Below are 26,255 nucleotides of genomic sequence, written 5' to 3'. Positions count from 1 at the left end.
ATTCTTCTACAGATTTTCCAGCCAGTAAAACATTTCATCCAGTAACTTTTCCTCTGCATCGTCACTCATCGAATGCTCTTCGCCTTCAAACTTTCTCAGGAGGACTTCTGTATCAAACTCTTTAACAGCATCAGCTGAGCTCTCGAAATGAACTGTGGAATCATCGCCGCCGTGGAAAATAATCACAGGCATATCCACATATTCGCAGGCCTCTTCAAAGCTGTAACTATCGAAATCCTCGAAGAATCTTTCATCGATCGTCTTGTCTCCAAAATGCGTGTAAGTGCCTTTCTCATCGACAACGCTTCGAAATTTCTCCATCTCATTGTTGAAAAGTACAGGCGACTTGAGTATCAGGGCCTCGACATCAAATCTTTCGTTCGCGTGAAGAACGACTTTTCCACCGAAGCTCATACCCCAGAGAAAAATTCTTTCAGGCCCGAAAAAATCTATACAGGCCTCAAGATCTGCTATACGGGAGCTCAGGCTTTGATCAATGAACTCTCCATCGCTTTCGCCGTTCCCACGGAAATCAAATCTTACAGCGTTGAATCCTTCTTCAGAGGCCCTTTCAGCTCTTTTCCTGTAGCTTCCTTCTTTATCGCTTCCGTATCCGTGGCAGAAAAATATCCAGTCATCTGAAGAGGCCTTATGATGTGCTGCAGCAACTTCTTCTCCATCTTCTACTTCGATAAAATGTTTATCTGTCATAAATTGTTCAACTGTTCAGTTCTTTTTCAACTTGTTGCTGAAAATCCATCAAATGTTCTGTTATAACTGCGAATCCCTCATGAGGATGGTCAAAGTATGAGAAATAGTTGTGCACGCTTCCATCGTCGTAAGTCTTCGTCGCGATATGATGCAGGTGATCAGAAGTCAAAAACTTTCGCCACACCTCCAGATAGGCCTCGTCGTCGATTTTCTTCACTTTTTCCTCAAGTTCCTGCATTTTCTCGAATAAAAGTTTCTGCATAGGATTTCCGAGCCATGCAGAGGCGTCCATCTCCTGATCTGCCCAGGAGACTGTGTTGTATTCGAATGCATCGAATTTTCCGACTGCCTCGTTTTCATCAGCGGCCTCTGAAACAGTTGCAAATTTGAGTTCGTCGTGTTCAAGTATCTGCTCCGGGAGATCTTCAAGGAACCAGAGTATGCCGGTGCCTTCCCAGTGATGTTCTCCAAAAGTTTCGTAGTCCATGAAAAGATTCAGCATGTCGCCTTCAACCTCTGAAAGCCAGGCCGCATATTTTTCAGCTGTAAGAGGGTACTCACTCCACCACTCCGCGGAGAAACGATAGCCTACATCATCTGTCAACTTTCGATTCCTCAGCATAACTTTAGTCCCTTCATCTGTAACAAAATCCGGCTGAGTATACGCATAGTTCGGCGAACGCCATCCAAGAATCCTTCCGGCACCTTCCGTAAAAATCCCTTTGAATCCTTCCTCAGCAGCAATCTTCCCGATCTCATTGTGGTAAATCAGCTCCGTATTAGTCATCACCTGAGGCCTCTTCCCGAAACTTTCCTCGATCAAGTCGCTGTGACGGTTGATCTGGTAGCGGAACTCCTCTTTGTCATGGAATAATCCTGCAAGAGAGTGGTAGTGGGCCTGCCCGATAAAATCTATAGTATCATCCGGAAATCTGTTGAGCATGTCGATAAGCTCTGGATGATACTTTTTCGCCTGCTCCAGCCAGCTAGTTGAAATCGAAAAATTAACTTTGAACTTTCTATCCCGGTCCTCGAACTTTTTCGCCGCCCTCAAGAGGCGTTCAGTCGCAGGGAAATAACAGTTTTCCGCCACATCACGGAAAAAATGCTCGTTCATCTCCTCATCAAAATACCTGTCATAAAGAGTAGAGGCCTCTTCATTCACCCCGTCAGTTCTCAAGCGATGAGGCTGATGAACTTCAAAACTCAGGGTTACAGGCAACATACAAACTTTAGGCCTATCATCATTTATAATCTGACACGTTGCTACTGCAGAAGAAAAAACAGGCTTTCAGAAGCTTAAAAAGCTCTTATCTAACTATTTCTAACTATGGACATCGAAATCACAGAACAGGAACACGGCTGCCTCATAGAGATCTCCACGCAGAAAAAAGCAGCACTGGCAGCATACTTCAACGGAGAGGAACGAATATACCTCCCGGAAAAGGCCTCCAGCGACACAACGTACTACATCGAGGAAACAGACGCACTCACCTCGACAGAAAACGGATACGTACTGAAGACAGATCAGAGGCCTGAAAAAATCCAGTTAATCAACTAGAGACCTCTGTAGACCTCTAAAACTTCATCCGCCATATCCCCCCAGGTCCTGCTCTCGAAAACACCGGGGAAATCTTTCTCAAGGCCTTTACTAATTCCTTCAGCTATGGAATCAGAGTCAGGGTCGATACTGACGATGTATTCTCCGCTGAGAACTTCTTCAACACCACTCTCCGTCGCAGCAACTACTGTGCCGGATTCCAGGGCCTCTGTGATCGTCAGGCCGAACGGCTCGTTTATAGAAGGCGAAACAAAGAGATCAGCACTCTGATAGTAATCACCGAGCTCTCTATCAGGGATGAAACCTGTGAAGACAACGTCGTTTTCAAGGCCTAAAATTTCCGTGAAATCTTTCAGGGTCTCTGTCAGGTGTCCATCACCACCGACAACAAGTGTAGCTTCTCCTCCATCGTCCAGAAATTTTCTGAATCCGTACAGAAGATGTTCAAGGCCTTTCTGCTCGGCGTGACGTCCCACGAAAAAAATCATGTCGTTATCGATGTTCAGTTCTTCTCTGATATTTTTTCCTTCCTTTGAGGGCCTTGAAAATCCGTTGTGTATTACTTGAGGCCTTTTTCCGTATCTGTCTTCTATTTCGTCTCCCAGTTTTTCGCTTACTGCCAGCAGTTTATCTGAGTGTTCGACAGCAGTCTTCTCCAGCTCCTCGAGTGCGCCGTAACTTTTCCTGCTCCTTGAGCTGCTCAGAGAATGCATTGTGGAGATCCATTTGGCATCTGAGTATTTTTTGGCCTTGAAGCCTGCTTCTGCGCCGAACCAGTCATGTGTATGAACGATATCAAAGTTTTCTGCCTGTCTCGCCACCTCAGCACTCATCTCACGGGCCTTCTGAACCATATCACCGTCGCCAGTATCTATGGCCTCCACGTTTTCCATATCTGGTGCGTTTTCACTGGGCAGGAAAAGTTTCACGTCCAGGCCTCTACTTTCGAGCTGTTCGAACAGGTGTTTGACGTGGATATCCAGGCCTCCATCGATGTCTGGTGGGAATCCCCAGCCGGTTAGAAGGATTTTCTTGTCCATTGTCTGATTATGTTATAACAGCGTTTCTAAAATATCGGATTGAAAAAAGAAAAATTGAATGTGGGCGGATTTTTCACTCGATGCCCATGGCGTCGTTCGTCTTCTCTATAGAGGCCTCTTTTTCCTCCATATCGAACATTGAACGGATCGCATCGATGTTGTCCGGAACAACGATCGATTCCTGATGCACCATATGGATCCAGTAAAGCGTTCCATCGTCTACAGTAACTGTCTCCTCCCAGACAGCGGCTTCAGGCATGTCGCTTCGCTTCCTTCCAAGATCACGCATCTTTTCATGAAGCTTTGAAGTGGAGTCGAATCCTTCGCCCGCCTTCTCCAGATTTACACGTGGCTGATCTCTGAAGGCCTCTAAAACTTCTTTTTCGCTTGCTTCATCTTCAAGCTGGACAGTAACCATATGAACATGCCCGTAAGTCACAGGAACTTTCACTGCAAGAGTCTTGATATCCAGATCCGGCATAACAGCCTGTACATCAGGCCCGTGATGCGAAGGAACATCTGTAACAGGCACAGTAGAATTTACAGGCCCTCGTGAATCCTGAGGGATATCTCCGGCACGTCTTACAAGATTTGCAGTAGCTTCTTTGACTCCAAAGGCCTCGTCAACAGCACTCATCGTTCTCGATAGAGAAGTCGTGTTGCATGAGACAACTTTCACGAAGTCCTCTCCGGAGGCCTCCTCATAATTGGCGTCTGCATTGAACTTCACTTCGGCGATATCGTCTGGTGCTCCTCCCTGGAAGATTGCTTTGGTGTCGTTAGGCCTGTAAAGATTTTCTTTATTCATTTCATCGACTCCCGAAGGAGTACAATCCACAACGAGATCAACTCGATCTAGAGCATCTTCAAGCAGGCCTTCGACGTGCATTCCGTCTTCTCTTAGCTGTTCGAGCCCGTCTTCGTTTGATGCGTACAGATCAGTGCCGTGGAATCCTCCTTCCTCGCTGAGGCCTGTTCTGAGGCCCTGTCCTGCCGAGACATCTGATACGCCGTACAGTTCCATATCTTCCTGTTTCTTCACGGCTTCAGCTACTCTTTTTCCGATTGTTCCGATACCGTTGACAACAATTTTTACCATAATATCACGTAATACGATTCTTTTTCTCTGGACTAAAAGCTTTCCCAAGAAATAAACTCGAGGCCTCAGAATATATTGATGCGATATGCAGTCTCCTGAAAAACTACTGAAAAAACTTGAGAGGCCTGGGAAATCTCACAAGGGCCAGAACGGCAAAGTCGGAGTCATAGGTGGCAGCAGGGATTTTTCCGGAGCCCCGGCCTTGAACGCCAGAGGTGCTCTGAGAACAGGATCTGATCTAGTGAAAATTCTCACTTCAAAGGAGGTGAGCGATGTAGTTAGATCATACTCCGAGAATTTCATAGTAGAGGACTATCAATCAGACTACTTTGGTGAAGAAGCATGCGAGAAAGCTAAGAAGATGTCTGAATGGGCGGATGCCGTTGTCGTGGGCTCAGGCCTCTCCAGTGCAGACGGTGATTATCTGAAAGAGTTTGCTGAAGCTACAGAAGCTCCGCTAGTTGTAGATGCCGATGCTATAGCTCCTCTAATGGATGCTGCTTTCGAGAAGGCAGTCTTCACGCCACATGAGGCGGAGGCAGAGATATTGCGTGAAAAATTCGGTTCTCTGGAAGATTTTGTCGGGGAAAAAGATGCTGTAGTTCTGCTCAAAGGGGAGAAAGATAAGATAATAGCTCCTGAAGAATCATTTGAAAATACATCCGGCCACGCAACAATGACTGTAGGCGGAACAGGAGATGTTCTAGCCGGAGCGGTATCATCATTGATAGCTCAGGGACTTGAGATTACTGAAGCTGCAAGACTGGGGGCCTGGGTGAACGGAAGAGCAGGAGAAATCTCGGCAGAGCAATATGGTAACGCTGCACTGGCTACAGACATCGCAGAAAATCTTCCAGAGGCCTTTCGATAGAAATATGCTTTTTCACTTCTCGTAAGTATCGTAGAACGCGTTTTTCCGCTCCCATCCTGGCTCAAAATCGTACTGTACACCAGAATCTTTAATCCTTTCAACGAACTCACCCAGCTTATCTTCGGCACATTCTGGAACAAGATAACGCCATTCCTCACCTGACTTTATCCTTCTTCTGACAGCTGTTCCCGAATAAATTTTCGGATCATGCAGATCCTGTTCCTCAAGTTCAAGGCCTGGAAAATCTTCAACTATCTTCCGCACCAGCGGATTCTGAGAAATCACTATGTCGGCTCCTGTTTTCTTCTTCACCTTCTCCATCCATATCCTGTTACCTTCATCAGTTTTTTCCTCATCATCTATACCTACAATCTCCAGATCAGGATAACAGGCCTCTATAAGCTCTTTTCTCTCTTCAAAGTTTAGAGGATTGTCTTCAGTCCTCTCTTCATCGGTACTGCCGATTCCTATACAGAAATCATCAAATTCATCCCTGTAGTCCTCTATAACTTTTCTATGGCCTCTGTGGAAGGGCTGGAAACGCCCTAAGAATACTGCTTTCATCTAGAAAAGATTTTCACCGGCTTCTTCAACATCTGACTTTTTCAGTTCCACGAACTCTTCCAGTTCGCGTTCCTCGAGTATTTCCTTGCCTATAAACCATTTAAGCTGCCAGGATATCTTCTCTGGATTGAACTCGTTGATGAAATCTCCCAGAGAGGCCTCTAGTTCCTGCCATTCGTCTTCGAATTCTTTAACGTCTTTTTCTGGCTCTCTGCCGCCTGAGTTTTCTTCCAGAAACATCAATCCAAAGCTTTCAGCCAGTATTTCCTGCCAGACAAGTCCTGCATCCTCTGTCTTCTCGTAGAACCATGATTTGCCGTATTCTTTCGTTACAACTTTCTCAAGATCATCTTTCCAGGAATCTATCTCTGGCTTGAAATAGAACTGTGCGGCCTCTGAATTAAGCGCTGCTCCATGAGCTCCGTGTTCGCCTGGTGAAGCGGTTGGAGCAGCTCCAAGACTTATCTCAAGCATTTCATTTTTCTCCAGTATGTATTTGCAGCTTTCCAGTACTCCTTCAACTGTCTGTTTGGCCTCCCGGATCTGATGTGGCTCAGGTCTTACAGTATAACTCATTTTTCATCACTTTCCTTCCATTTGATGCTGCATCCTACGCTCGGCTCCTGTTCCTGAGGAGGATTTTTCCTTTTCAGCATTTTTTCGATTGCTTCCTCCATGTAAAATTCAGAGGCCTCGTCTCCCGGCTTTTCTATATCTGTCAATCTGCCGTGATAGTATACACGGTGTCTCATGTCCAGAAGGAACGGGTCTGGAGTGCATTTGGCGTCGAAGGCCTCTGCGACTTTCTGTTCCGGGTCTGAAAGGTACTGGAAATCGATATCGTTTTCCCCCACAAACTCCGGCATCTTCTCTTCCGTATCCATTGGATGTGTCTCGGCGTTCGGATTGATTCCTACTACAGCGATAGAGGAGTATTCCTGATTCAGTCTCTTTATCTCATCCAGATTGGCGTGAACAAAGGGGCAGTGGTTGCACATGAACACGACGAGGACACCGTCGTAATTGTTCAGATCTTCCAGGCCTACTTTCTCACCTTCGATATTTTCAAGTTCGAAATCCGGTGCAGTGTCACCGATCTCCAGAGTTTCGGATGATTCTGTCTTCATATCGGATTTTTCTCTGTCAACTTCTTTAACTTCAATGGAAAAAGGCCTATACCGGAGAAAAGTTTTTCACTGTCATACGTGATTGGTTCTTCATGGCTGATAGAAAATACGGTGTGCCTGCGATAATCTCGCTTCTTGTGCCGGGCCTCGGGCAGATAATCAAGGGAGAGATTCTGAAAGGCCTGGGTATTATGCTGGCGCTTTTCATCAGTGGAGTCCTGACATGGGTATTGATAGGTTTCATAACGACTCCTGTCATATTTTTCTGGCAGGTCTATGATGCATACAACGCACAGCCATAGCGAAAACTGTTTAAAGAAGGAGTCGTAATACTTCGTAATATGAAAGATTTTGATGATTCTCCGATCGTCCGGAATGGAAACTCATTAATCCTTGCCTACGATCATGGTACTGAGCACGGGCCTGTTGACTTCGAGCCTATGCCGGAAAGTGCCGAGCCCAAGCACGTCTTCAGGGTGTCGGAGCATGACGCCGTCACTGCCATCGCACTTCAGAAAGGAAACGCCGAATACTACAGAAAATGGCAGGAAGATACTGGAAAGAGCGGGGCACCACTTCTCGTCAAGTTGAACGGAAACTCTAATCTTGCGAAGAGAGAGGACTACTACTCTCCGAAGCAATGCAGCGTAAGATATGCTGTTGAGGAACTGGACGCGGATGCTATCGGATACACGATGTACGCCGGCTCGATCCACGAAGACGAGATGTGGAAAGAATTCAGAGAAGTACAGGAACAGGCCCGCAAATACGGTATACCTGTAGTAATGTGGAGCTATCCAAGAGGAAAAGGAATAGAAGAAAACACTGAATACTCAGGACAGAAAGATCCGGAAGTAGTAGCTTATGGAGCCCGTCTAGGCCTCGAGCTCGGAGCAGACATGGTGAAATGCAAGTATCCTGGCGAACAGAGAGACTGGGAACAGCTTGAAGACGTCGTAGGGGAGATGAAAACTGTCATGTCCGGAGGATCCAAGAGAAGCGATAAGGCCTTCCTTGAAGATGTCAACGCAACTATAGAAGTGGGAGGAAACGGATTGGCTGTCGGGAGAAACATCTTCCAGCGCGAAGACCCTGAAAGCTTACTTGACAAGCTTGAAGGAGTCATATTTGAAGGAAAAAATCCGGAAGAAGTCACAGAGTGATTCAAAGTGGACAGGGAAGAAGTAGCGGATGAAATCTTCAGAAAAGTAGCTGAAGTAACTCCACACATCTCCTCAGGCCTTCAAAACAGAAGAGAGTACGTTGGGGAGGAGAATCCCAGCGACGAAGAACAGCTAGAGGCTGATGTCTGGGCCAACGAATTTTTCAAACAGGAGATCACTTCAATCGACGGAGTTGGCCAGTTCGCATCCGAGGAAGAACAGGAAATAACAGAATGCGGCGAAGGCCTATCAGTATCTATAGATCCTCTCGACGGCTCCTCTAACATCCCTACCAACAATCTTGTAGGCACTATAGTTGGCATGTACGATGATGAACTACCGTGCAGCGGCAGAAACCTTGTTTCAGCTTTTTATGTCGTTTACGGGCCTCTGACAACGATTATGCGTGTTGAAGACGGTACTGTGAACGAATACGTCGTCGAGGAAAAATCTGGCGATGAAGTGGATATCGTTCTTGCTTCAGAGGATATTGAGATGCCGGAGGCCTCTGTCTACGGTTTTGGAGGGAACAAGAACTGGACGGAGGATTTCAAAGATTTCGAAGAAGAGATCTCCCGTGACTACAAGCTTCGTTACGGAGGTGCCTTCGTCGGCGACATAAATCAGACGATTCATCATGGAGGCCTTTTTGCGTATCCTTACAGGACTGATGCACCTCAGGGAAAGTACAGGTTACTTTTCGAGGCGAATCCTGTAGCTTTCATCATTGAAAATGCTGGGGGCGGTTCTACGGATACAGAACAGTCGATACTGGATGTAGAGGCCTCCAGGCTTCATCAGAGGGTGCCTTTCTTTGCGGGAGACGGTGAACTGGTGGAAAAAGTTGAGGAAGAGCTAGAGGCTCCGTAAACTACAAAAAATTCTTTCTACTATTTTTTCAGTGTGAGAGATTACTGGACGCCTCTGGCAACTGTTCCCGATCACGAAATGGATGCGTATATCGAGGCACTCGAGGAAAAGGCCCGTACACGTCTCGAGGAAGCTGAAACTGCACAGTTCTACGCTGCTGATGAATACAGTGCAGTAGAGAGTATGGAGAGAAATATCTACAGAGGCCTTCTGGACGGCATCGACGAGATCGAGACGAAAACTGATGTCTTCAACTATGCCAGAGAACAGATAGAATCAGAGAGCTCTCTGCCGGCACCTTTCGACTTTCTGATGAGGCCTGTCGATAGACTCGTAGAAGGTCAGAGGGAATTAATACTTCAGGAACTGTTTGAGGAGGCTAAAAGAGAGGTAGAGGCCTGATTATTCGAAGTAGTCCATAACGTTTTCACGGTCGAAGATGTTTTCCTCTCCTACCTGTTTTTTCAGTTTCTTCGCAGTAGCTTTCCCGATCAGTTTTTTCAGTTTCTCAAAGCTGACTTCTCTGATGTCTTTCTGATCTCTTATACCGTGATCGTACAGTTTCCTGGCTCTGACACGTCCTATTTGATCATACGAAACAAGATTCAGCAGCTCGTCCTTGATACCGTGCTTCAATCTCAGACGCAGCTTCTCCAGCTCTGAAGAGCCGTCTTCATCCTTCAGATCAAGATTTTTCATCCTTGCCAGTTCCTGAGCTCCATAGATCAGCCAGTCAGCATCACGCATCTTCGCCCTTATACCGCCTGGAGCCACGTTGTACTTGTTCATGATCTTCTCTTCATCCAGCTCCGAGATCCAGGCCTGCATCAGCAGCGAGTTCTTCATACACTCCATGAAGTGATCGTAATCAGTCTCCCATTCATCCGGAGTCGACTCCAGAATAAACTCCTGAGCATCCATAAAGGCCTGCTCGATCTCATTCCACTCCTTGTCACGTACACGAGGCCTCGGCTGCATCTCCGTCGTACGGGAAAGCATGAAAAGATACGATACAGGCCTCGTATCCTGATCTTCTGCTCTTTCAAGACACTCCAGCATCATGTGAGCAGAATCAGGATCGATATAAAGCTCTGAAACTCTCCTGCCTACATCTGTAGGCCTTAACTCATCTTCTTCGACAAAATCATAATCTCTTAGCTGTGATACAACGTTCTCCACTTTCTCCTCAACTTCTTCCATATCCCCGTACTGATAAGCGTAGAAAGTCTTCCTGTAAAAGCTTCTCAACTCCTCCATGTCCGTACAGAAACGCGAAGCAATCAATGAAAGAGTATGCATACGCAGGATCGGCTCAGCAGCCAGCTTCGACTGAATCCTCTCTGCCTCTCCCAGAACGTACCGCTCCAGTATTTCATTCTTCATCCCGGGATTTTTCGCCAGCGAAATCGCTTCCCCGGTATCATCGTATTTAGGCCTTCCAGCACGTCCTGTCATCTGCTCGTACTCCAAGACAGGAATGAAATCCATGCCATCCCCGGTATAACGCTTCAAGTCTCGTAAAATAACTCTGAAAGCAGGAAGATTAACTCCAGCCGCCAGAGTAGGCGTCGCAGAGACCGAACGGATCAATCCTTCCTTGAAGGCCTCTTCAACAAGATTTCTCTGCTCTGTAACAAGGCCTGCATGATGGAATGCCGCACCTTTCCTAACGTTCTCCGCCAATCGCTTACACTGGGATGTAGGATTCCCGAGAACGTTTTCGATCTCATCTGCGATCCTTCCAAGCTCCTTTCTCTCCTGTCTACTCAGATCAGGCCTTGAAACTTTTCCGCATCTGTCACTGGATTTCTCAGCTCCTTTACGAGAGTTACAGAAAATTATACACTGCTTGTCTTTATCCAGTGTATCCTCAAGAAGATTCATAGTAGCTCTTCCATGTTCATCTTCTATGAACATCTTTTCAGTACGTTTAGTTCCTGAGGCCTCGTTTTTTATTTCACTGCCTGTCTTGAAGCCTGAACTTTCCTCCTCAGATTTTTCTTCGTCCAATTCATAGTCTTCAGGAAAAAATTCGACTTCGTTGCCTTGATGGATACCTTCTTTCAGCTCTACAGGGCGGTAATCTGATTCGACAAGCTCTGCATCCAGCCACTCCGCTAACTCATCCGAATTCGAGATAGTTGCAGAAAGGCCTAGCAACTGGAAATCAAGTAGATCACGCAGCCTTGTCAAAGTAACTTCCAGCGTAGGCCCCCTGTTCGGAGAAGTCAGTAAATGAATCTCATCAGTCACTACAAGCCCTATCTCGTGTATCCATGAGGGATTATGCCGGAGCATCGAATCAAGTTTTTCAGAAGTCACGATAACAATATCGGCATTTTCAAGGCCTTCGCCAGCTTCATCGAGATCTCCTACAGACATCCTTACATTGAGGCCTTCGTATCTCTCGCTGAAATCCTGGTACTTCTCCGAAGCCAGGGCCTTCAACGGGACGATGTATACAGCAGTTTTCTCGTTGTTGACTACCTGGTTTACCATCGCCAATTCTGCGATAAAAGTTTTACCGGAGGCTGTGGGAGCTGCAACTATCATGTCTTCGCCCTCCATCAGCCCGGCCTCTACAGCCAGCTCTTGAGGAGGATTCAGATCAGTTATCCCGGAATCGATGTAGCTGTTTTTCAGTTGTTCTGGAAGATCAAGATTTTCTACTTTCACGTAGAACTTCTGGCGATGAATTCTTTTTACATCACTGGAGACCTCCAGATATTCTGAAAAAGATAGGAATTATGGAATTTTTATGGGTTAAGGCCTTGTCAGAGGCCTCTGAAAAATCTTAGGAGATTGTTGTGATCTTCCAGTGCACTACAGGCTTAGCTGGAATGTTTAGGCCCTATAATATTTAAGATTTAGTTGAGTTTCTCAAGTTATTCCGGTTACTCGCCGGAAACTATGGAGGGGTACGATATGAAACGTATCGAACAACACGGTACGGATAGTACTTTTCTCAAAAATCATTCTACACTCTATAAATTCTCGGAATACGTCCGGAGGTGAATTTAGATATGAGAGAACACGCAAAGAAAGCACTCAAGCACGATACCAAGGTACTCGGCAAGACAGTTCCAACAATGCTTCTGATAGGCCTCTTCCTCGCAGGATCAGGTAGCGCAGCACTACTTACGACGTTTGGAACGGTTTCAGGTACAGCTGACGTGGATCAGGCAGTTACTTTCGCAGATGATAGTACTGAAGTTACTTCCAGTTTCGATGGCGAAGTAGTTGCGGGAAGCACATACCAAGATGAGTTCACTTTAGTAAACGACGCCAATAGGACTGCCACAGTAGAGTTTGTAAGTGATGCAGATGACATTGGAGGAATTTCTCAGGAGGTAACAGGCGTAACTCAGAGTTTCACACTTTATGATACTGAAGATGCAGGAAACAGTTGGGCTCAGGGCGACGCGACTGAGAAGTCTGTAGAGGTCACTCCTTACTCTGACAGAGTAGTGTATGAGATGAGCTTCGAGAATGATCCGGCTTATGCGAATTTAGAGATTTCCCGCGGATCTGAAGACAATTTCCAGGTATCTTGGGCTGATGGATTCTCAGTCATTGATCCAAGTACGTCTGGGGACACAGCGGATATCTCAGCTGTAGAGAAAGTAGAAAGTGCAAGTTATGACTCTCAGACAGGAGAGTTTGAAGTAGTGGTTTCTAGAGAGACCGGGCAGAATCAATCATTCGCAGCTCACGCACAGTTAGGAGAGCCTTTTGAAACATCTGTAGTTACTGAGAACAACTTCGACAGCACTGGAGCTATCTACAGTGACACTTCTACAGATCATCATGAACAGATCAGCTTTGATCAAGTCAGCAATTATGTAGATTCAAGTCAAGTTGATTTAGCACCTAACTCAACATCAGCATTTGAGTTAGAGACGGACTTCGATGTAGCGCTTGATCCGTCACCAGCGGAAGTTGAAAGTAATCCTGGAGCTGGAGAAGTTTTGGATGAGTACTTCGATGGCTCGAGCTACGTAGTTGACCTAGAAGTTCAGCCAGTAACCCAGTAAATTTTCCCTCTCTTTTTTACTTTTGAGAGGTTTGGTAGATCAGATGAAGATTTGACCTTTCGAGAAACGCCTTAGGTAGTTTCGACTGAAGCGGTGTTCGGCATTTCCTAGGATCATTCCCTGGGGCCGCTTATTTGATGAAATACGCTAAAATTTTCGCAGTTTTCGGAGCGCTTGCTCTAGTAGGTGCGGGTTCGGCAGTATTGATCGAAAATTTCGGTACAATCAGCGGTACAGCTGATGTTGAGCCAGCTGTAAAAATCGTTGAAGTAGACTATGAGGCTGTTTCAGGTGTTGAGTATATTGAGTTGTATAATCCTGCGAATTCTGAGGTAACTCTTTCGGGATGGAAGATTGGGGATAGAGCAGGTAATGAGAGTTTCCCTGATTTGACTATAGCTTCTGAAGCAAATGCATTGATACTTGAGGAAGGAGCGAACTTGACAGATCGGGAAATCCCTAGTTATGTAGAGGTAAGTTCAATAGGGCATTATGGGCTGGCGAATAGTGGGGAAGAAGTTTTCTTGAAGGCAGATAGTTCGCTTGTGATAGATTCTGTTGACTTCACTGATGATCCTTGCGATGGTAAAGTTGTAGCTATCGACTGGGATGCTGATTCCCAAACCTGTATGGATTCGAACTATGATTTTGAAGGTGATCTATCATGAGAAAGACTATTTTACTGGCTTTCTTGATTTTGGTATTGTTGACTGCTGTTTCTGCTCAATCGCTTCAGAATTTTGAATACAGTCCTGAACAAGATTTTGAGAGGAGTTTGACAGGTGGGGAAAGCTTTAATCAAACCATTAACTTCACTAGTGAGGCTGACAGAGATCTTCCTTTCGGCCTCAGAGTTACTGTTGAGAATGAGTCCACGAACTTTGAGACTGGAGAAAGTCTTGGAGCAGAGTTTGATTTGACCGGTAGTCTGGAGGATTCGGGGAGTGTGAGAGATCTCAGTTTCAAGAAAAGGTTGACTGAAGGTAATTTGATTTACGTTGGCGGTATTGATACTGAGGATGAGAATTTAAGTGCTGAATCAGAGAATTCTCTGGAGATCAAGGTTGAAGCTGATCGAAGGATTAGTCCTGATAGTTTTGAGTTTGAGTTCGATGTACGTTCAAATCCCGGATTTGCAGCTGAGACAAACAGTAGTGATGTCGGTGCTGACAATTCTGCCGAGGTCAAGGTAGGAAGTAGCTCGGTTTCCGTCCAGACTTCTTCGGGTAAGAATGTAACTGTTGAAAGGTATGAGGAGACCACGGTTTCACCGCCTGAAAACCGTAATTTTGTAGGTGGTGTTGGTATAGAGGTTAAAGATGATAATGGCGACGATGCCGAGGCTAATGGAACTGTTTCCATAGGTTACAGCCAACAGACCATTAACCAGAATAATCTTGATGAGGACTCTATGAGCGTCTACTTCTTCAATGAGACTTCTCAGGAGTGGACTAAGGATGGCGTAACTGTTGTAAACAGAGATACTGCGTCAAATGTTGTTGAGGCCAGTGTCTCTCACTTCTCGACTTATGCAGCTTTTGCACCTGAGGAGGATGCCAGCTCGGAATCCAGCGATGGAGGATCGGGATGGATTGAATTTGATCCACAGCAGGCCTCCGAGAGTACCACTGAATCAGAAAATGATACAAGTGAAACAGAGGAGAATACATCTGAACGGAGTGATGAGCAGGATTCTGAGGCTTCTGATCGAGAGGAACCTGAAAATATTACGGATAATGAGTTAGAGGGAAACGATGAGGCGCAGGATGACATGCAGCAGGAGAGGCCTAGGAATCGATTGACCGGGTTTTTCTCCTCTCAGCCATCTGAAGTTGCCGTTCCTGTAATTGCAGTGATTCTGGCTGCCCTGATGTATGTTTACAGAAAATCTCTCATCGCCCGTTACAGAAGTATGAAATAGATTCGATTTGACTTGCTTCTAATTTCTTGCTTTTAGTTCCTTTGAAAGGCCTGTATATGGCTTTGAAATTGTCCTATTTCCCGTTTCAGGGCTGAAGAATAAAAACCAGCAAAAAGTATATTTAACGTATGCTGGGCCTCTCTGAAAAGCAGTCTTTTAGCAGGTTTTTGTCTTTAGGCCTTTTGCTTGTTTTTGTCGTTGTTTTTGCTGGTTTAACAGCTTCTATCGACTGGCCTCAGTTCCAGCAGAATTCCAATAATACTGGTTATTCTGATGGTGTAGGTATCAAGAGTTCTGATTATACTTCATGGGTTTTTAATTTTGGAGCGAATGCGGTTTATTCCGGACCTGTTGTTGACGAGGATACAGTGTATTCTGGAAGTAATTATGGAGATGTTGGAGCTGTTTGGAGGGATAACGGTTCTGAAAGATGGAGGGTCAGTACTGGAGGTGAGATTCAGGGGGCGCCTGCTATTACTCAGGACAAGGTATTTGCGGCTACCCTTAATGGCGATGGTGATAGAGGCCTTTTCTCGATTTGGAAGGAGAATGGTTCTGTTGATTTTGGTATACAGAATAGTGAGCTGGGAGGCGATGTAAAAAGTTCGATTTCTCTGAAAGGTGAGATGGGTTATGTGTCTCTTTCCAGTGGGACTAATGATACTTACGCTTTCTATCAAGAGAATCTTTCTGAAGTATGGAGATATAGTACTGGTGTTGCAGTTGCTTCTACGCCTGCTGTCACTGAAGAGAGGGTTGTTGTTTTCGATCAGGCAAATAATCTCGTTGTGCTTAATAGAACTACAGGGAATGTTAACTGGACTTTACAGACGAGCGATCCTGGTTCTGATAATCCGACCAGAGGAAATTCTCCTACAGTTGTTAATAATACAATTTATGTTGTTACTGATGATGGTGAGGTCTCCGCATTTGATCTTATCAGCGGGACTAAAGAATGGGGTCCTGTAACTCCTGGTGGAGGTGTAGTAGGCAGTCCTGCCTACAGTAATGGTTCTCTGTATGTTACTGATTCGAGCGGTAATATTGCAAAGTTCAATGCAACTGATGGTAGCTATGTGACAGGAAGTATTCCTAATGGAGCAAGATCTTCACCTTCGGTAGCAGATGGTGTGCTTTATGTCGGTACGTTGGATCTTGTTACAGGTTCAGGTTACTTCTACGCTGTAGATACTGATACGTTCAATGTACTTTGGGAGTATGAAACAGGCCGTGAGATAGCATATTCTTCATCTGCGGTAGTGGATAATGAGGTGTACTTCACCTCGTGGGACAGCCGTTTGTATGGACTGGAAGGCCCTGAACCGGATACAACAGCTCCATCTATCTCGGAGAAAAACCTTGTTGACAGGACTGATTTCAACGGCGCCCTGAAAGACGGTGACAAAGTATCAGTTTATGCAAATGTTACTGACGAATCTGATATAACATCTGTTACAGCAGATCTTAGCGAGTTCGGAGCTGGTTCATCTGTATCTATGACGGATGAAGTTTCCGCAAGTTTTGACTGGGATGGCGACGGAACTTTGGAATCAGATATCTATGGAACCAATGCAACTGTAGACGGCGCTTCAACATCCGACGGTGCCTCAAAGACGACCACTATAACTGCTGATGATTCGGCAGGTAACTCTGGCACAACCAATACTTTCGGATCCCTGACAGTGGATACAGTGAAACCGGTTTTCGGACAGCTAAACATCTCTACAGTTTCAACTTCTGAACCTGTATTTGAAGCCAACTTCACTGAAGAAACCAGTGGATTAAACACCAGTACCAACGTAACCGTTACAGACAGCACTGGAACAGTAATCGATGGAACTGTAGGCCAGACCAACGGAGTTACTGTACAGAATCAGGATAAAATTATATTTGACTTCTCTCAGAGAGCAGACAGCCTTAGCGAAGGAACTGTAACAGTCGATATAGAAGCGGAGGATCAGGCTGGAAACGATGCTGATCCTGTATCTGAAAGCTTCATAGTTGATACTACTCCGCCTTTCAATATGTCGATTATATCTCCTGAGTCACAGGTATACCTCCGTTCTGAAGAGAATTTGACTGTTGAGTACAGCTATAATGAAACGAATCCTTTCTTTACAGAACTCCGTTTCTTTGATCAAGATGGAAATCTTGATGCCGAGAGGAACTTTTCCGAGAGCAGTTCGGATCCAAGCAGTTCAGAGGATATATACCTAGACAATCAGAGTCATGATTTTTCAGAGGGAGAAACCTATGACATTACGCTATTTGCACAGGATGATGCAGGAAACACTAACTCAACCACTGAGACAGGCCTGCTGACTATAGATAATACAAAGCCTGTACTGAATGAGTCCAGTAAAGTAGATCTTCAGGAGTTCGATTTCAAAGTGTCGGATAATATAGGTCTGAACTCCTCGACTGTACAGGCCTCTGACTTCGAGTTCAAGACATCTGGAGTCTCAGGAAGCTTCGCACTGGGCGCCTGTAACGATGAAGATCAGGCCTGTACAGTGACGGCAACTCTCGACTCGAAAGTTGATATATACTCTATCCGTGCAGGCCTGAAGTCAGGAGACAACGTCTCCGACATGGCAGGTAATCAGAGAGACAGTGACACTGTTACTGTGAAGAGCATGGACGGCGTTCCGCCAAATATAGAGGCCTTCAATCTTGAGGACTTTACTGATAGCAATGGGATAGTTACTGGTGGTGACACGCTCAGAGTTTATGCGAACGTTACTGACGGCGTCAAGGTATCGCAGGTAGATTCAAATCTTACAGAGTTCGGCTTGAGTTATGAAACAATGATTTCGGAAGCCTCTGCCTCTCAGGACTGGAATGATGATTCGAGTCTGGATCAGGAAGTTTATGGTGTCGATGTAACTGTGCCAGAGTCGGCTGAAGATGGTGTAGACCTTTCCTCGTGGGTTACAGCAGAGGACAACTCTTCTAACAGCAACACAACTTCTGAATTCGGGAGTCTGGAGATCGATAACACGCCTCCTGAAGTGGAAATAGATAATCCGTTAAAACAGTCTCCTAGATACTTGCAGCCGGGTGAAAGCCTTGAAATAAACTTCACTTATACTGAGAAAAATCCTGAGGATGTTAATATCACTGTAGGCCCGGAGTCAAGAATTTTCAGCAGTTTCACATCAGGAACTGATGTTGATGTCAATAGAACTCTGGACAGTTCTGAGCTTCCTGGAGAAGGAGAATATGATCTAAATATCAGTATGAACGATTCTGCCGGCCTTTCAGGAAATGATAATGAATCTTCATCAGTTTTCATCGATGGCACCAAGCCTGATAATGTTTCAGATCTTTCACACAACGATGAAACTGCTGAGCCAGGATATGATGATGATCAGGACGCAAACTTTACTTGGACGGCTGCTTCAGATGCTATTTCTGGAGTAGACTATTACAACGTGTACATATCAAAAGATGATGGTGCTACGTATTCCTCTCCTGTTGTAACGCAGGATACGAACTATACTGTCGATACTATTAATGGAGACCGAGTAAAGCTTAAGGTACAGGCAGTAGATAGATCAGGAAACAGAGGCTTTAATGAAACATCACAGACGATCAAAGTTGATACTGTTGCACCTGAGGCCTCTATATACACGCCGCTTGCTGAGGACGGCATAGTTAACTCGAGCGAACAGCTTGATTTCAAAGTAAACGGCACAGTCACAAATGATGACAGCGGTGAAGTCCAGATCAGTGTTTCAGATCTCGGAAATACTGTTTCAGATACTTTCACGTTCTCTGGAGGAACATTCAGCGGCAGTCTGGATGTTTCTGGACTTGATGAAGGAGCCATAACAGTTGAAGTTACTCCAACAGATCAGGCAGGTAACACGGGCTCCACAGTATCTAAAACACCTACAAAAGATACAGTAGCTCCCTCGCTTGATCAGGGATTCAAGGTGAATAGCACATCATTCAATGCATCTTTCCTGGATGATACTACAGGCCTTGATCCTTCTACCATAACAGCAGAGGCCTTCAGCGTTGATTATGGCCAGATTAACTCTGTTAACTCCAGCAGTATTTCTACAGGAGAGAATGAAGAGAATGCGACGGTAGTTCTTTCAGACAAGATTGATTCAGAGGAGCTGAACTTCAGCATAACAGGAAGTATAAGAGATGTAGCTGGAAATATTCAGGATTCGGGGTGGGTCATAATTCAGAATATGGATCACGTTCCGCCCGAAGTAACAGAGAAGAACCTTACAGATTTTGATGGTGATGACGTCGTGGAGGAAGGAGAGAAAGTACGTGTTTCTGCAAAAGTGACTGATGGAACTGGAGTTGCATCTGTGGAGACAAACCTCTCCGGATTCGGTGATTCGCTTGGATCTGTCTCAATGACTTCTGAACAGGCTTCTAACTACGACTGGGATCAGGATGGAACGCTGGAAAGCAACGTTTATGGAACGAATGCTACTGTACAAAGCTCAGCGACATCGGGCGTACAGTCAGCAACTGCCACTGCCACAGATACATCTTCAAACAGCAACTCCAATACTACAGAACAGTTTGGTGCTGTAGAAGTAGTCAAGCAACCTCCACAGATAGACATCAAGTCGCCAACGGGAGAAAATCCTGCATATGTCAGGCCTACAGAAAGCCTTGAAGTCTTATTCAATTACACGGAGGATGATCCTGATCAGCTGAATATCACTGTAGGATCTCAAAGCCAGATCTTCAGTGATCTAACTTCAGGTGAAAATACAGAGGCCTCCAGAACTTTTTCATCGTCTAAAATGCCGTCTAATGGCACCTATGATCTTGAGTTGAATCTTACGAATACTATCGGCCAGAAAGGAAATGATTCAGAGGCCTCTGCTGTTATAGTAGATGGATACTCGCCTTCAGATCTTTCAATTGATGTTCCTGTATCTAAAAATTATCTTCAGAGTTCAGAGAACTTTTCTGTTAACTACAGTTATCAGGAAGTTAATCCTGACTGGACGGTAGTGCGTCTTGTGAATAGCTCTGGCCAGGTAGGTCTAAAGAGAAATATCTCGGAATCAGAATCTAATCCTGATGGTGGTGTGAAGTTCACACAGCTTGAAAATCTTGTTGGAGGCGTGAACTATACTGTTGAGGTTGAAGTTAGTGATAAGGTTCAGAGACAGGCCTCAACTTCAGCGGAGAATCTTCTCGTTGTAGATAATACCGCGCCTGTGCTCAATAACTCCCGGAAACTGGGTGCTACTGATTACAGATTTGATGTATATGATGAGGCAGGGATTGAGTACAGCTTCGACGGCAGCGATTTCGAGATAAAAGAGGATATCTCAGCAGTTTTCTCCGTCGGAGGATGTGGTGACGGTAACTTGAACTGTACGGTAGATGTCAGTCTCGACAGACAGACAGATCTTGATCAGCTTACAGCAGGCCTTAAATCAGGATCATCTATCTCAGATCTGGCTGGGAATACCAGAAACGATGGAGAGGTCATACTTGAAGAAACTGACTCTATAGGCCCCGCACTTGAATCGATGAAACTGAACGTTTCAACTCCAGTAAACAACTCTTACTCTCCTGGCGCTGTCAACATCACTCTTGGATTTAATGAGTCACTGAACACATCCAAGACTCCATCGATAGAGATAAACAACCTGAAAACAGCATACACTGCTTCGGGAGACTATCTAAATTCAACTCACTGGAGCGGCGAGTTCCAGATAAAAGATGAGGATGAAGACCGCAAGGCCTACGTAAATATCACTGGAGTCACCGATGACTACGGAAACAGCATTCAGTTAGAGAACGACAGCGATTCATTCCTCGTTGATACAGAGGAGCCTGAAATAGTAACACTAAACGAATTTACAGCTCAGAATCTATCAGATACAGTAGATCTTTCCACATATTTCGCTGAAAACACTGGCGACGGAAGTATAGTGAACTATGAATTCAATGATGGATCAGGATGGATTGATATAGGAATACCGACTTCCTGGGATTCATCAGAGGCCTCAAGTGGAGAAGTAGACTTCAGAGTAAATGCGACAGATGATACAGGAAACAGTGATTCTCTGATTGTCACTTCAACTGTTGACAATACGCCACCTGTTGTTGAAGAAGCAGTTATACGTATAGAAGACGATGCAGCTGAACAAGGTGTACTGAATGAAGGAGACAATTTCTCTGTAGAAGTGAATGCTACTGATGATGCCACGATGGTTGAAACCGTTAAGGTCAATGTTTCGGAAGTTACAACTCTTCAAGGTTTCGTAGAACTGGAAGAGCAGCCCGATGGGAACTTTACAGGTATTTTTGAGATAAATGAGTCAGCAACTATCGAGAGCTACAGTCCAGCAGTGAGAGCTACAGATATCGAAAGTAACTCTGTAGAGACCTCTACTGATAACAGCGTCTCTGTTGATAGTGCTCCAGTAGAAATTGAACCTACTGCGATATACACCTTCCTTGAACAGGATAAGTATGAAAACGAAATTGCAAATCCTGGAGATGTGATAAATGTGTCCTGGAACAGTACAGAAAATGGTATAGACGATATAAAGAATGTTACAGTTGACTTTGGAGAATTTGGAGGAGTGAAAGAGGCCTCAGACACTTCAGGCGATGGAGTATACAGTACTACTCTTCAGATCTCAGAGGGAGATAGCCACGGTGTTACATACAGTGGAAATGTGACGGTAAATACAGTTTCAGGGCAGTCAGACACTGAAACAGATGATGATGGCGTTGAGATAAACAATGATATTCCTGATGCACCAACATCCTTAGAGGCCTCTGCAGTAGAAGGAGGCGCTATAGATCTAAGCTGGGACGATGTTCTGACAGGAGATCTAAATGAGTACGTCGTGTACAGGAACGATTCAAGCAGTTACTCCGAGATTGGACGTACAGATTCTTCGGTTTACACTGACAATCCTCCTTCAGAAGGCGTTAACTACAGTTACAAAGTTGCAGCCGTCGACATAGCCCTGAATCAAGGCCCTAACTCATCCAATACTTCTGCAGTACCGGACGGCACTCCTCCAGTAGTTGATTCGGCTGTAACGTATAATACTACTGCTATAAACGTTACATTAAGCGATGAACTTAATCTAGTGGATGCATCTTACGTTAGCTTCCTGGATGCAGATGCTGAAGGCTTTGACCAGGATGCTGAACAAATTTCGGGCCTGGCCATAGAATCGAGTGAGTTCTCTACAGGTGATACTCCGGATTTAGTTCTCAGTACTAGAGATTCTCTAGGAAACTCTCGTGATCTGTACGGTGTATCTACGGAAGATGGTGTGCCACCAGAGATTAAATCGTTGAGTATGGAGGATGTGGCTGAAGATGGGGAAGCTAAATTAAGCGTGACTTACACGGAGGGAATGGAAACTTCCGTAATACCGGATGCAGAGTTCTCTGAAGAGGCCTCTGTAAAGTCTTCCGGTTCCGGCACATGGGTTAATTCCACAACTTTCTCCAGAGAGTATACTTTCGGCAACAGTGATGGCGTAGTCGCTCAAGTAACTGTAGGTAACGCATCAGATGACTCCGGAAATATCCAGGCCTCCTCCAAATCCACGGATTTCAAGATTGATACTGTGGTGCCGCAGCCTGTCGTAGAAGGTCTGTCCGAAGGAGAAGTTGTTTCCGGAACTTTGCTGCTCAACAGTTCAGGAGACAATAAAGATGATGTCGAAAACGTGGTATGGGTTTTCGAGGATCAGACTGGAAACAATCAGACGATAGCAGAGCTTTCAAGCATACAGAACGAGACAGAGTGGAGCACGCCTCTATCAGAATTCCAGACACAGCTATGGCTCACATATACTGACGATGTAGAAAACAGCGGAACAGACTCTGTAAGCATAGAAGTAGATAACGTAGATCCAAGTATACAGGGGAGCTTACCTGATTACATATCCGGCAGTATAGATCTGGCTTCGGAGATACAGATAGGAGAAGACGCTGTTTCATCGAGTTATGAGTTCAATGATGGCTCTGAATGGACTGAAGTAGACAATCCTTCATCATGGGATTCAACTCAGGCCTCAGAGGGATCTGTTGATTTCCGTGTGAATGCAACAGATGATGCAGGAAACTTCAGAAGCAAGAATTATGCTTCAGAAATAGACAATACTGCTCCATCGGACTTATCCGTGGAAAGTCCTGCTCAGGATATCTTCACTCAGCCTGGAAATCTAGGTATTGAATACAGTTACGTAGAGAAAAATCAGAATCAAACCACGATAAAACTGGTAGAAGACGGCACCGTTGTACTCGATAAAACAGTATCGGAGACATCAGAGAATCCGGATAGATCTGTAGATCTAGAGACCTCAGGCCTGGAATCCGGAAACTACAGTATAGAGATCTCGGCGCTTGATAAAGCGGGCCTCCAAACAGATCTGCAGACGGCTGAGATAGTCCATCTGGATGCAGATAGACCTGTCCTAGTTAACGGCACATACTTTAACGATACCAGGATGTCCTTCCAGGTATTTGATAATGAGACAGGCCTTGATAGTTCCACACTGGAGGCCTCTGACTTCGAAATAATCACGGAATCAGTTCAGGCCTCAAGCTTCGATATACTTCCATGCAGTCAGGGATCGAAGAGATGTACTGTTAACGTCTCTCTGGAGGATCCAAGCTATACTGCGGAGTTTGCCATCAAGGATTCAGAGACTGTGGTTGATAGAGCTGGTAACGCTGTAGACAATACTGTTCAGGCTACAGATCCATATGCAGAAGGGCCAAAGGCAGATTACAGCTTGAATGTTTCAACTCCGCTAAACATAGACGATGCAGATAGAACCGTGGGCATCACCATAAACTTCAGCAAGCCGGTCAACAATTCAAGACGGGCCTATGTCGATATACAGGGAGGCCCGGATTATGATGTATCGGGGTCATACGATAACGAGACATACTGGTCCGGAGAATTCCAGGTAATTAACCGGTCTCAAGAGGAAAACGTTACTGTACATGTATCAAATGTTGAGGATTACGATGGCAATGATATAGTCCGTAACGATATAGGCGAGTTCCAGATAGATCTCTCTTCTCCAGAACTCGATATCAGTGCACTTGGAGAAAACCTATCAGGCATCATAAACATATCTGATAAACTTGAGGCCTCTCAGGATATATCCTCTATAGATTACAGGTATGGAAATGAAACCTGGAACGAAATAATCGATGAAGAGGCCTGGAACACAACAGAAATAGATGATGGAAAAACAAAAGTCAGATTGAATGCCTCTGATGATGCTGGTAATACAGGAACCGTAGAGGAAAACGTAACTATTGACAATACTCTGCCAGAAGTAAACAAGGCCTATATAAATGCTACCGAGGGAGCTGAAGAGCCTCTAGGCCTTGGAGATAAGCTTGAAGTAAATATTAATGTTTCGGACAATACTACAGGGATCGAATCTGTCAGTATAAACGTTTCAACAGTTTCTGAGATTTCAGCGCCGGTGGAAGTTGATGAAGTTGTTTTTTCCAGGACTTTCACTGTAAATAGATCCGTAGATCTGGAGGATTACAGGCCTGAAATCAAGATCAGGGACTATGCAGGAAATACTGTACATGCCTCAACGAATACTCTTGCTGTGGATTCCACAACTCAAGATGAAACCGGTGAAAATGAAGATTCGGATTCTGGATCCGGGTCGGGAGGATCTTCGGGTGGTGGATCAAGTGGAGGTGGAGGCTTCCTCCCGCCTGATGACACGGATGAAGGAAATGAATCCGGTGAAGGCACAGAGAATGAATCAGAAAAGAACAACGGCTCAGGTACACTTGATCCTGTAGGAGGGGTTGATATCCAGCTATCACCTGCGGAAGCACAGATACAGGTTGAAAGAGAGGCCTCATCGTCTTATACATTCGAGCTTTCTGTTTCCGAACCTGCTGAAGTTTCGATATCTACGGAAGGTTTAGACAGTGTCGCTTCGTACTCGGAGACATTCGACGTAGAGGCCTCTAGAGATGTACAGATACCTGTTTCAGGTCAATCTGCGCCAGGAGAATACACGGGAACAGTAGTCGCATCAGCAGGATCTAAATCAACTACATCAACTCTCAACGTTGAAATACTGGCCTCTGAATCAGAGGAGACTGAAGTCGAGGTAGATGTACAAAATGATTCTGCCACATACAGCTCAGATGTAAATAAAGATATACAGGGAGAATCGACAGTTGAAACAGTTATCTACGATGTACGGGGTAATAAAGTGCGAACAGTGGAGAACGTACAGATTATCAATGGAGAAGAATACAACGGTTCAATAAGTCTAGAAGGAATAAGTCCAGGAGAGTATACTCTTGAAACAACTCTCAAAAACGGCGAGCAAATCTATACTGGAAGAAAGACGTTTAGTATCCCTGAGCAGGAAAAAGAGACGCCTTATACACTGATAGCCACAGTTATGACTCTTATAGCAGGCCTGGCAGTATATGTTGCTCGGCATAGTGGAGCAGGGAATAAAGGTAGTTCTTTCAAGACATCAGGTTCAGGAGCACAAGGATTCCGGAGGAGAGAAAGCGTTTCAAATACCTCAGAACCTTCTGCTGTCGAAGATAGTTCCATGGAAGAGTCTACGGAGGATAAACTGGAGAAACTGGACAACATGTTCGAGGATGAAGAGATAGTCCAGGCCTCTGAAGAGGCCTCTGACAGGATGAGTCAGGGAGATCTTTCAGGAGCTGAGAAAAAGCTTGCTGAAGTCAGGGATTCTGACTTCCTGTCGCGCAAAGGAGTTGAAGATATAGAGGATAAGATCAAGAAAGTTCACAGACACTTTGAGAGAAGCATTGGAAATTAACTTCTGGTAAACTCCTGGAACTGGAGTCCTTTTTCCTCCCTCTCTGAAGATTTAATCCAGTCTTCACCAAGCTCAGGGAAGAACGTATCTCCATCATGTTTTCCGGGTATGCGCGTTATAATGGCTCTATCAGCATCATCCAGAGTCTGACGGTATATCGAGGAACCTCCGGCGATAAACAGATCTCCTTCCTGGTCCTCCGCAATACTATAGGCCTCATCAAGACTGTTCGCTACAGACACACTCTCATCGGCATCGAACTCCGATCTCGTCAACACTATATTTTTCCTATCCGGCAGAGGCCTGAAATCTTCAGGAAGAGACTCGTAAGTCTTACGCCCCATCAAAACTGTATTTCCTGTTGTCTTCTCCCTGAAATGCTTCATGTCGCTCGAATAATGCCAAGGAATTTCTCCGTCCTTCCCTATAGCTCTTTCCTCATCGAACGCAACTATAATAATTTTCTCCACAAAA

19 protein-coding genes are annotated in these 26,255 nt (G+C 45.1%); 10 read left to right on the top strand and 9 right to left on the bottom strand.

The genetic code is table 11. From position 1 onward, the window contains the following. Window positions 1-6: 6 nt before the first annotated feature. Window positions 7-711, bottom strand: a complete 705-nt coding sequence (locus tag ACK3SF_RS05145; RefSeq protein ID WP_414837627.1) for an alpha/beta hydrolase family protein — start codon at window positions 709-711, stop codon at window positions 7-9. Between the two features lie 7 nt (window positions 712-718). Further along, window positions 719-1,936 (bottom strand): glycoside hydrolase family 57 protein, encoded by a 1,218-nt coding sequence (locus ACK3SF_RS05140; RefSeq protein ID WP_414837626.1) that lies wholly within the window; start codon window positions 1,934-1,936, stop codon window positions 719-721. 105 nt (window positions 1,937-2,041) lie between these two features. Between ACK3SF_RS05140 and ACK3SF_RS05135 the strand changes: the two genes are divergently transcribed. Then, window positions 2,042-2,272, top strand: a complete 231-nt coding sequence (locus ACK3SF_RS05135; protein WP_414837625.1) for a hypothetical protein — start codon at window positions 2,042-2,044, stop codon at window positions 2,270-2,272. Here the strand turns inward: ACK3SF_RS05135 and ACK3SF_RS05130 are convergent. Together ACK3SF_RS05130 and ACK3SF_RS05125 are read right to left on the bottom strand one after the other, a co-directional pair. Then, a complete protein-coding gene (locus ACK3SF_RS05130; RefSeq protein ID WP_414837624.1) occupies window positions 2,269-3,312 on the bottom strand; it encodes a glycosyltransferase family 4 protein in 1,044 nt (347 codons plus the stop codon). The two genes, ACK3SF_RS05135 and ACK3SF_RS05130, sit on opposite strands and share 4 nt — an antisense overlap. 73 nt (window positions 3,313-3,385) lie before the next feature. After that, a complete protein-coding gene (locus tag ACK3SF_RS05125) occupies window positions 3,386-4,411 on the bottom strand; it encodes a type II glyceraldehyde-3-phosphate dehydrogenase (protein WP_414837623.1) in 1,026 nt (341 codons plus the stop codon). Window positions 4,412-4,496: 85 nt separating this feature from the next. Here ACK3SF_RS05125 and ACK3SF_RS05120 point away from each other — a divergent pair, with 85 nt between their 5' ends. Next, window positions 4,497-5,282 (top strand): NAD(P)H-hydrate dehydratase, encoded by a 786-nt coding sequence (locus ACK3SF_RS05120; protein ID WP_414837622.1) that lies wholly within the window; start codon window positions 4,497-4,499, stop codon window positions 5,280-5,282. Window positions 5,283-5,294: 12 nt separating this feature from the next. Here ACK3SF_RS05120 and ACK3SF_RS05115 read toward each other — a convergent pair whose 3' ends face one another. Genes ACK3SF_RS05115 through ACK3SF_RS05105 form a run of 3 tightly spaced genes read right to left on the bottom strand, consistent with a single transcriptional unit; the run spans window position 5,295 to window position 6,973 of the window. Next, the gene (locus ACK3SF_RS05115; protein WP_414837621.1) at window positions 5,295-5,846 is read right to left on the bottom strand and encodes an adenylyltransferase/cytidyltransferase family protein; all 552 of its coding nucleotides are present in this window, start codon (window positions 5,844-5,846) and stop codon (window positions 5,295-5,297) included. Beyond that, window positions 5,847-6,422, bottom strand: a complete 576-nt coding sequence (locus tag ACK3SF_RS05110; protein ID WP_414837620.1) for a hypothetical protein — start codon at window positions 6,420-6,422, stop codon at window positions 5,847-5,849. It lies immediately after the preceding gene. After that, a complete protein-coding gene (locus ACK3SF_RS05105; RefSeq protein WP_414837619.1) occupies window positions 6,419-6,973 on the bottom strand; it encodes a thioredoxin family protein in 555 nt (184 codons plus the stop codon). Before ACK3SF_RS05105 ends, ACK3SF_RS05110 begins: the two co-directional genes overlap by 4 nt. A 92-nt stretch (window positions 6,974-7,065) precedes the next feature. Here ACK3SF_RS05105 and ACK3SF_RS05100 point away from each other — a divergent pair, with 92 nt between their 5' ends. The 4 genes from ACK3SF_RS05100 to ACK3SF_RS05085 are packed head-to-tail and all read left to right on the top strand — an operon-like array spanning window position 7,066 to window position 9,408. Continuing rightward, window positions 7,066-7,275 (top strand): hypothetical protein, encoded by a 210-nt coding sequence (locus ACK3SF_RS05100; protein WP_414837618.1) that lies wholly within the window; start codon window positions 7,066-7,068, stop codon window positions 7,273-7,275. 39 nt (window positions 7,276-7,314) lie between these two features. Further along, window positions 7,315-8,136 (top strand): class I fructose-bisphosphate aldolase, encoded by an 822-nt coding sequence (locus tag ACK3SF_RS05095; RefSeq protein WP_414837617.1) that lies wholly within the window; start codon window positions 7,315-7,317, stop codon window positions 8,134-8,136. A gap of 6 nt (window positions 8,137-8,142) precedes the next feature. Then, window positions 8,143-9,006 (top strand): class 1 fructose-bisphosphatase, encoded by an 864-nt coding sequence (locus tag ACK3SF_RS05090; protein ID WP_414837616.1) that lies wholly within the window; start codon window positions 8,143-8,145, stop codon window positions 9,004-9,006. Between the two features lie 33 nt (window positions 9,007-9,039). Then, window positions 9,040-9,408, top strand: coding sequence for a hypothetical protein (locus ACK3SF_RS05085; RefSeq protein ID WP_414837615.1), 369 nt, complete (start codon window positions 9,040-9,042; stop codon window positions 9,406-9,408). Here ACK3SF_RS05085 and ACK3SF_RS05080 read toward each other — a convergent pair whose 3' ends face one another. Then, window positions 9,409-11,682, bottom strand: coding sequence for a DEAD/DEAH box helicase (locus ACK3SF_RS05080; RefSeq protein WP_414837614.1), 2,274 nt, complete (start codon window positions 11,680-11,682; stop codon window positions 9,409-9,411). Window positions 11,683-12,029: 347 nt separating this feature from the next. Between ACK3SF_RS05080 and ACK3SF_RS05075 the strand changes: the two genes are divergently transcribed. The 4 genes from ACK3SF_RS05075 to ACK3SF_RS05060 all read left to right on the top strand — a co-directional run bounded on the left by ACK3SF_RS05075 (window position 12,030) and on the right by ACK3SF_RS05060 (window position 25,781). Continuing rightward, the gene (locus tag ACK3SF_RS05075) at window positions 12,030-13,040 is read left to right on the top strand and encodes a hypothetical protein (RefSeq protein WP_414837613.1); all 1,011 of its coding nucleotides are present in this window, start codon (window positions 12,030-12,032) and stop codon (window positions 13,038-13,040) included. Between the two features lie 137 nt (window positions 13,041-13,177). After that, a complete protein-coding gene (locus tag ACK3SF_RS05070) occupies window positions 13,178-13,708 on the top strand; it encodes a lamin tail domain-containing protein (protein WP_414837612.1) in 531 nt (176 codons plus the stop codon). After that, window positions 13,705-14,961: a hypothetical protein gene (locus ACK3SF_RS05065; protein WP_414837611.1), complete on the top strand. Its 1,257-nt coding sequence runs from the start codon at window positions 13,705-13,707 to the stop codon at window positions 14,959-14,961. The genes ACK3SF_RS05070 and ACK3SF_RS05065 overlap by 4 nt, the downstream gene beginning before the upstream one ends. Before the next feature lie 182 nt (window positions 14,962-15,143). After that, window positions 15,144-25,781, top strand: a complete 10,638-nt coding sequence (locus tag ACK3SF_RS05060; RefSeq protein WP_414837610.1) for a PQQ-binding-like beta-propeller repeat protein — start codon at window positions 15,144-15,146, stop codon at window positions 25,779-25,781. Here ACK3SF_RS05060 and ACK3SF_RS05055 read toward each other — a convergent pair. Further along, window positions 25,778-26,251, bottom strand: a complete 474-nt coding sequence (locus tag ACK3SF_RS05055) for a dihydrofolate reductase (protein WP_414837609.1) — start codon at window positions 26,249-26,251, stop codon at window positions 25,778-25,780. The genes ACK3SF_RS05060 and ACK3SF_RS05055 overlap by 4 nt on opposite strands. Between the last annotated feature and the right edge of the window lie 4 nt (window positions 26,252-26,255).

Origin of the sequence: Candidatus Nanosalina sp. VS9-1, assembly GCF_047555085.1 — an archaeon.
GTDB lineage: Archaea > Nanohalarchaeota > Nanosalinia > Nanosalinales > Nanosalinaceae > Nanosalina.
Note: the sequence above shows the minus strand (reverse complement) of the source record. Positions and strands in the feature narration are given on the sequence as shown.

Excerpts from the sequence above, each read along its gene's own strand:
- ACK3SF_RS05145 (WP_414837627.1), bottom strand. The coding sequence starts at position 711 with ATGACAGATAAACATTTTATCGAAGTAGAAGATGGAGAAGAAGTTGCT.
- ACK3SF_RS05140 (WP_414837626.1), bottom strand. The coding sequence starts at position 1,936 with ATGTTGCCTGTAACCCTGAGTTTTGAAGTTCATCAGCCTCATCGCTTG.
- ACK3SF_RS05135 (WP_414837625.1), top strand. The coding sequence starts at position 2,042 with ATGGACATCGAAATCACAGAACAGGAACACGGCTGCCTCATAGAGATC.
- ACK3SF_RS05130 (WP_414837624.1), bottom strand. The coding sequence starts at position 3,312 with ATGGACAAGAAAATCCTTCTAACCGGCTGGGGATTCCCACCAGACATC.
- ACK3SF_RS05125 (WP_414837623.1), bottom strand. The coding sequence starts at position 4,411 with ATGGTAAAAATTGTTGTCAACGGTATCGGAACAATCGGAAAAAGAGTA.
- ACK3SF_RS05120 (WP_414837622.1), top strand. The coding sequence starts at position 4,497 with ATGCAGTCTCCTGAAAAACTACTGAAAAAACTTGAGAGGCCTGGGAAA.
- ACK3SF_RS05115 (WP_414837621.1), bottom strand. The coding sequence starts at position 5,846 with ATGAAAGCAGTATTCTTAGGGCGTTTCCAGCCCTTCCACAGAGGCCAT.
- ACK3SF_RS05110 (WP_414837620.1), bottom strand. The coding sequence starts at position 6,422 with ATGAGTTATACTGTAAGACCTGAGCCACATCAGATCCGGGAGGCCAAA.
- ACK3SF_RS05105 (WP_414837619.1), bottom strand. The coding sequence starts at position 6,973 with ATGAAGACAGAATCATCCGAAACTCTGGAGATCGGTGACACTGCACCG.
- ACK3SF_RS05100 (WP_414837618.1), top strand. The coding sequence starts at position 7,066 with ATGGCTGATAGAAAATACGGTGTGCCTGCGATAATCTCGCTTCTTGTG.
- ACK3SF_RS05095 (WP_414837617.1), top strand. The coding sequence starts at position 7,315 with ATGAAAGATTTTGATGATTCTCCGATCGTCCGGAATGGAAACTCATTA.
- ACK3SF_RS05075 (WP_414837613.1), top strand. The coding sequence starts at position 12,030 with ATGAGAGAACACGCAAAGAAAGCACTCAAGCACGATACCAAGGTACTC.
- ACK3SF_RS05070 (WP_414837612.1), top strand. The coding sequence starts at position 13,178 with ATGAAATACGCTAAAATTTTCGCAGTTTTCGGAGCGCTTGCTCTAGTA.
- ACK3SF_RS05065 (WP_414837611.1), top strand. The coding sequence starts at position 13,705 with ATGAGAAAGACTATTTTACTGGCTTTCTTGATTTTGGTATTGTTGACT.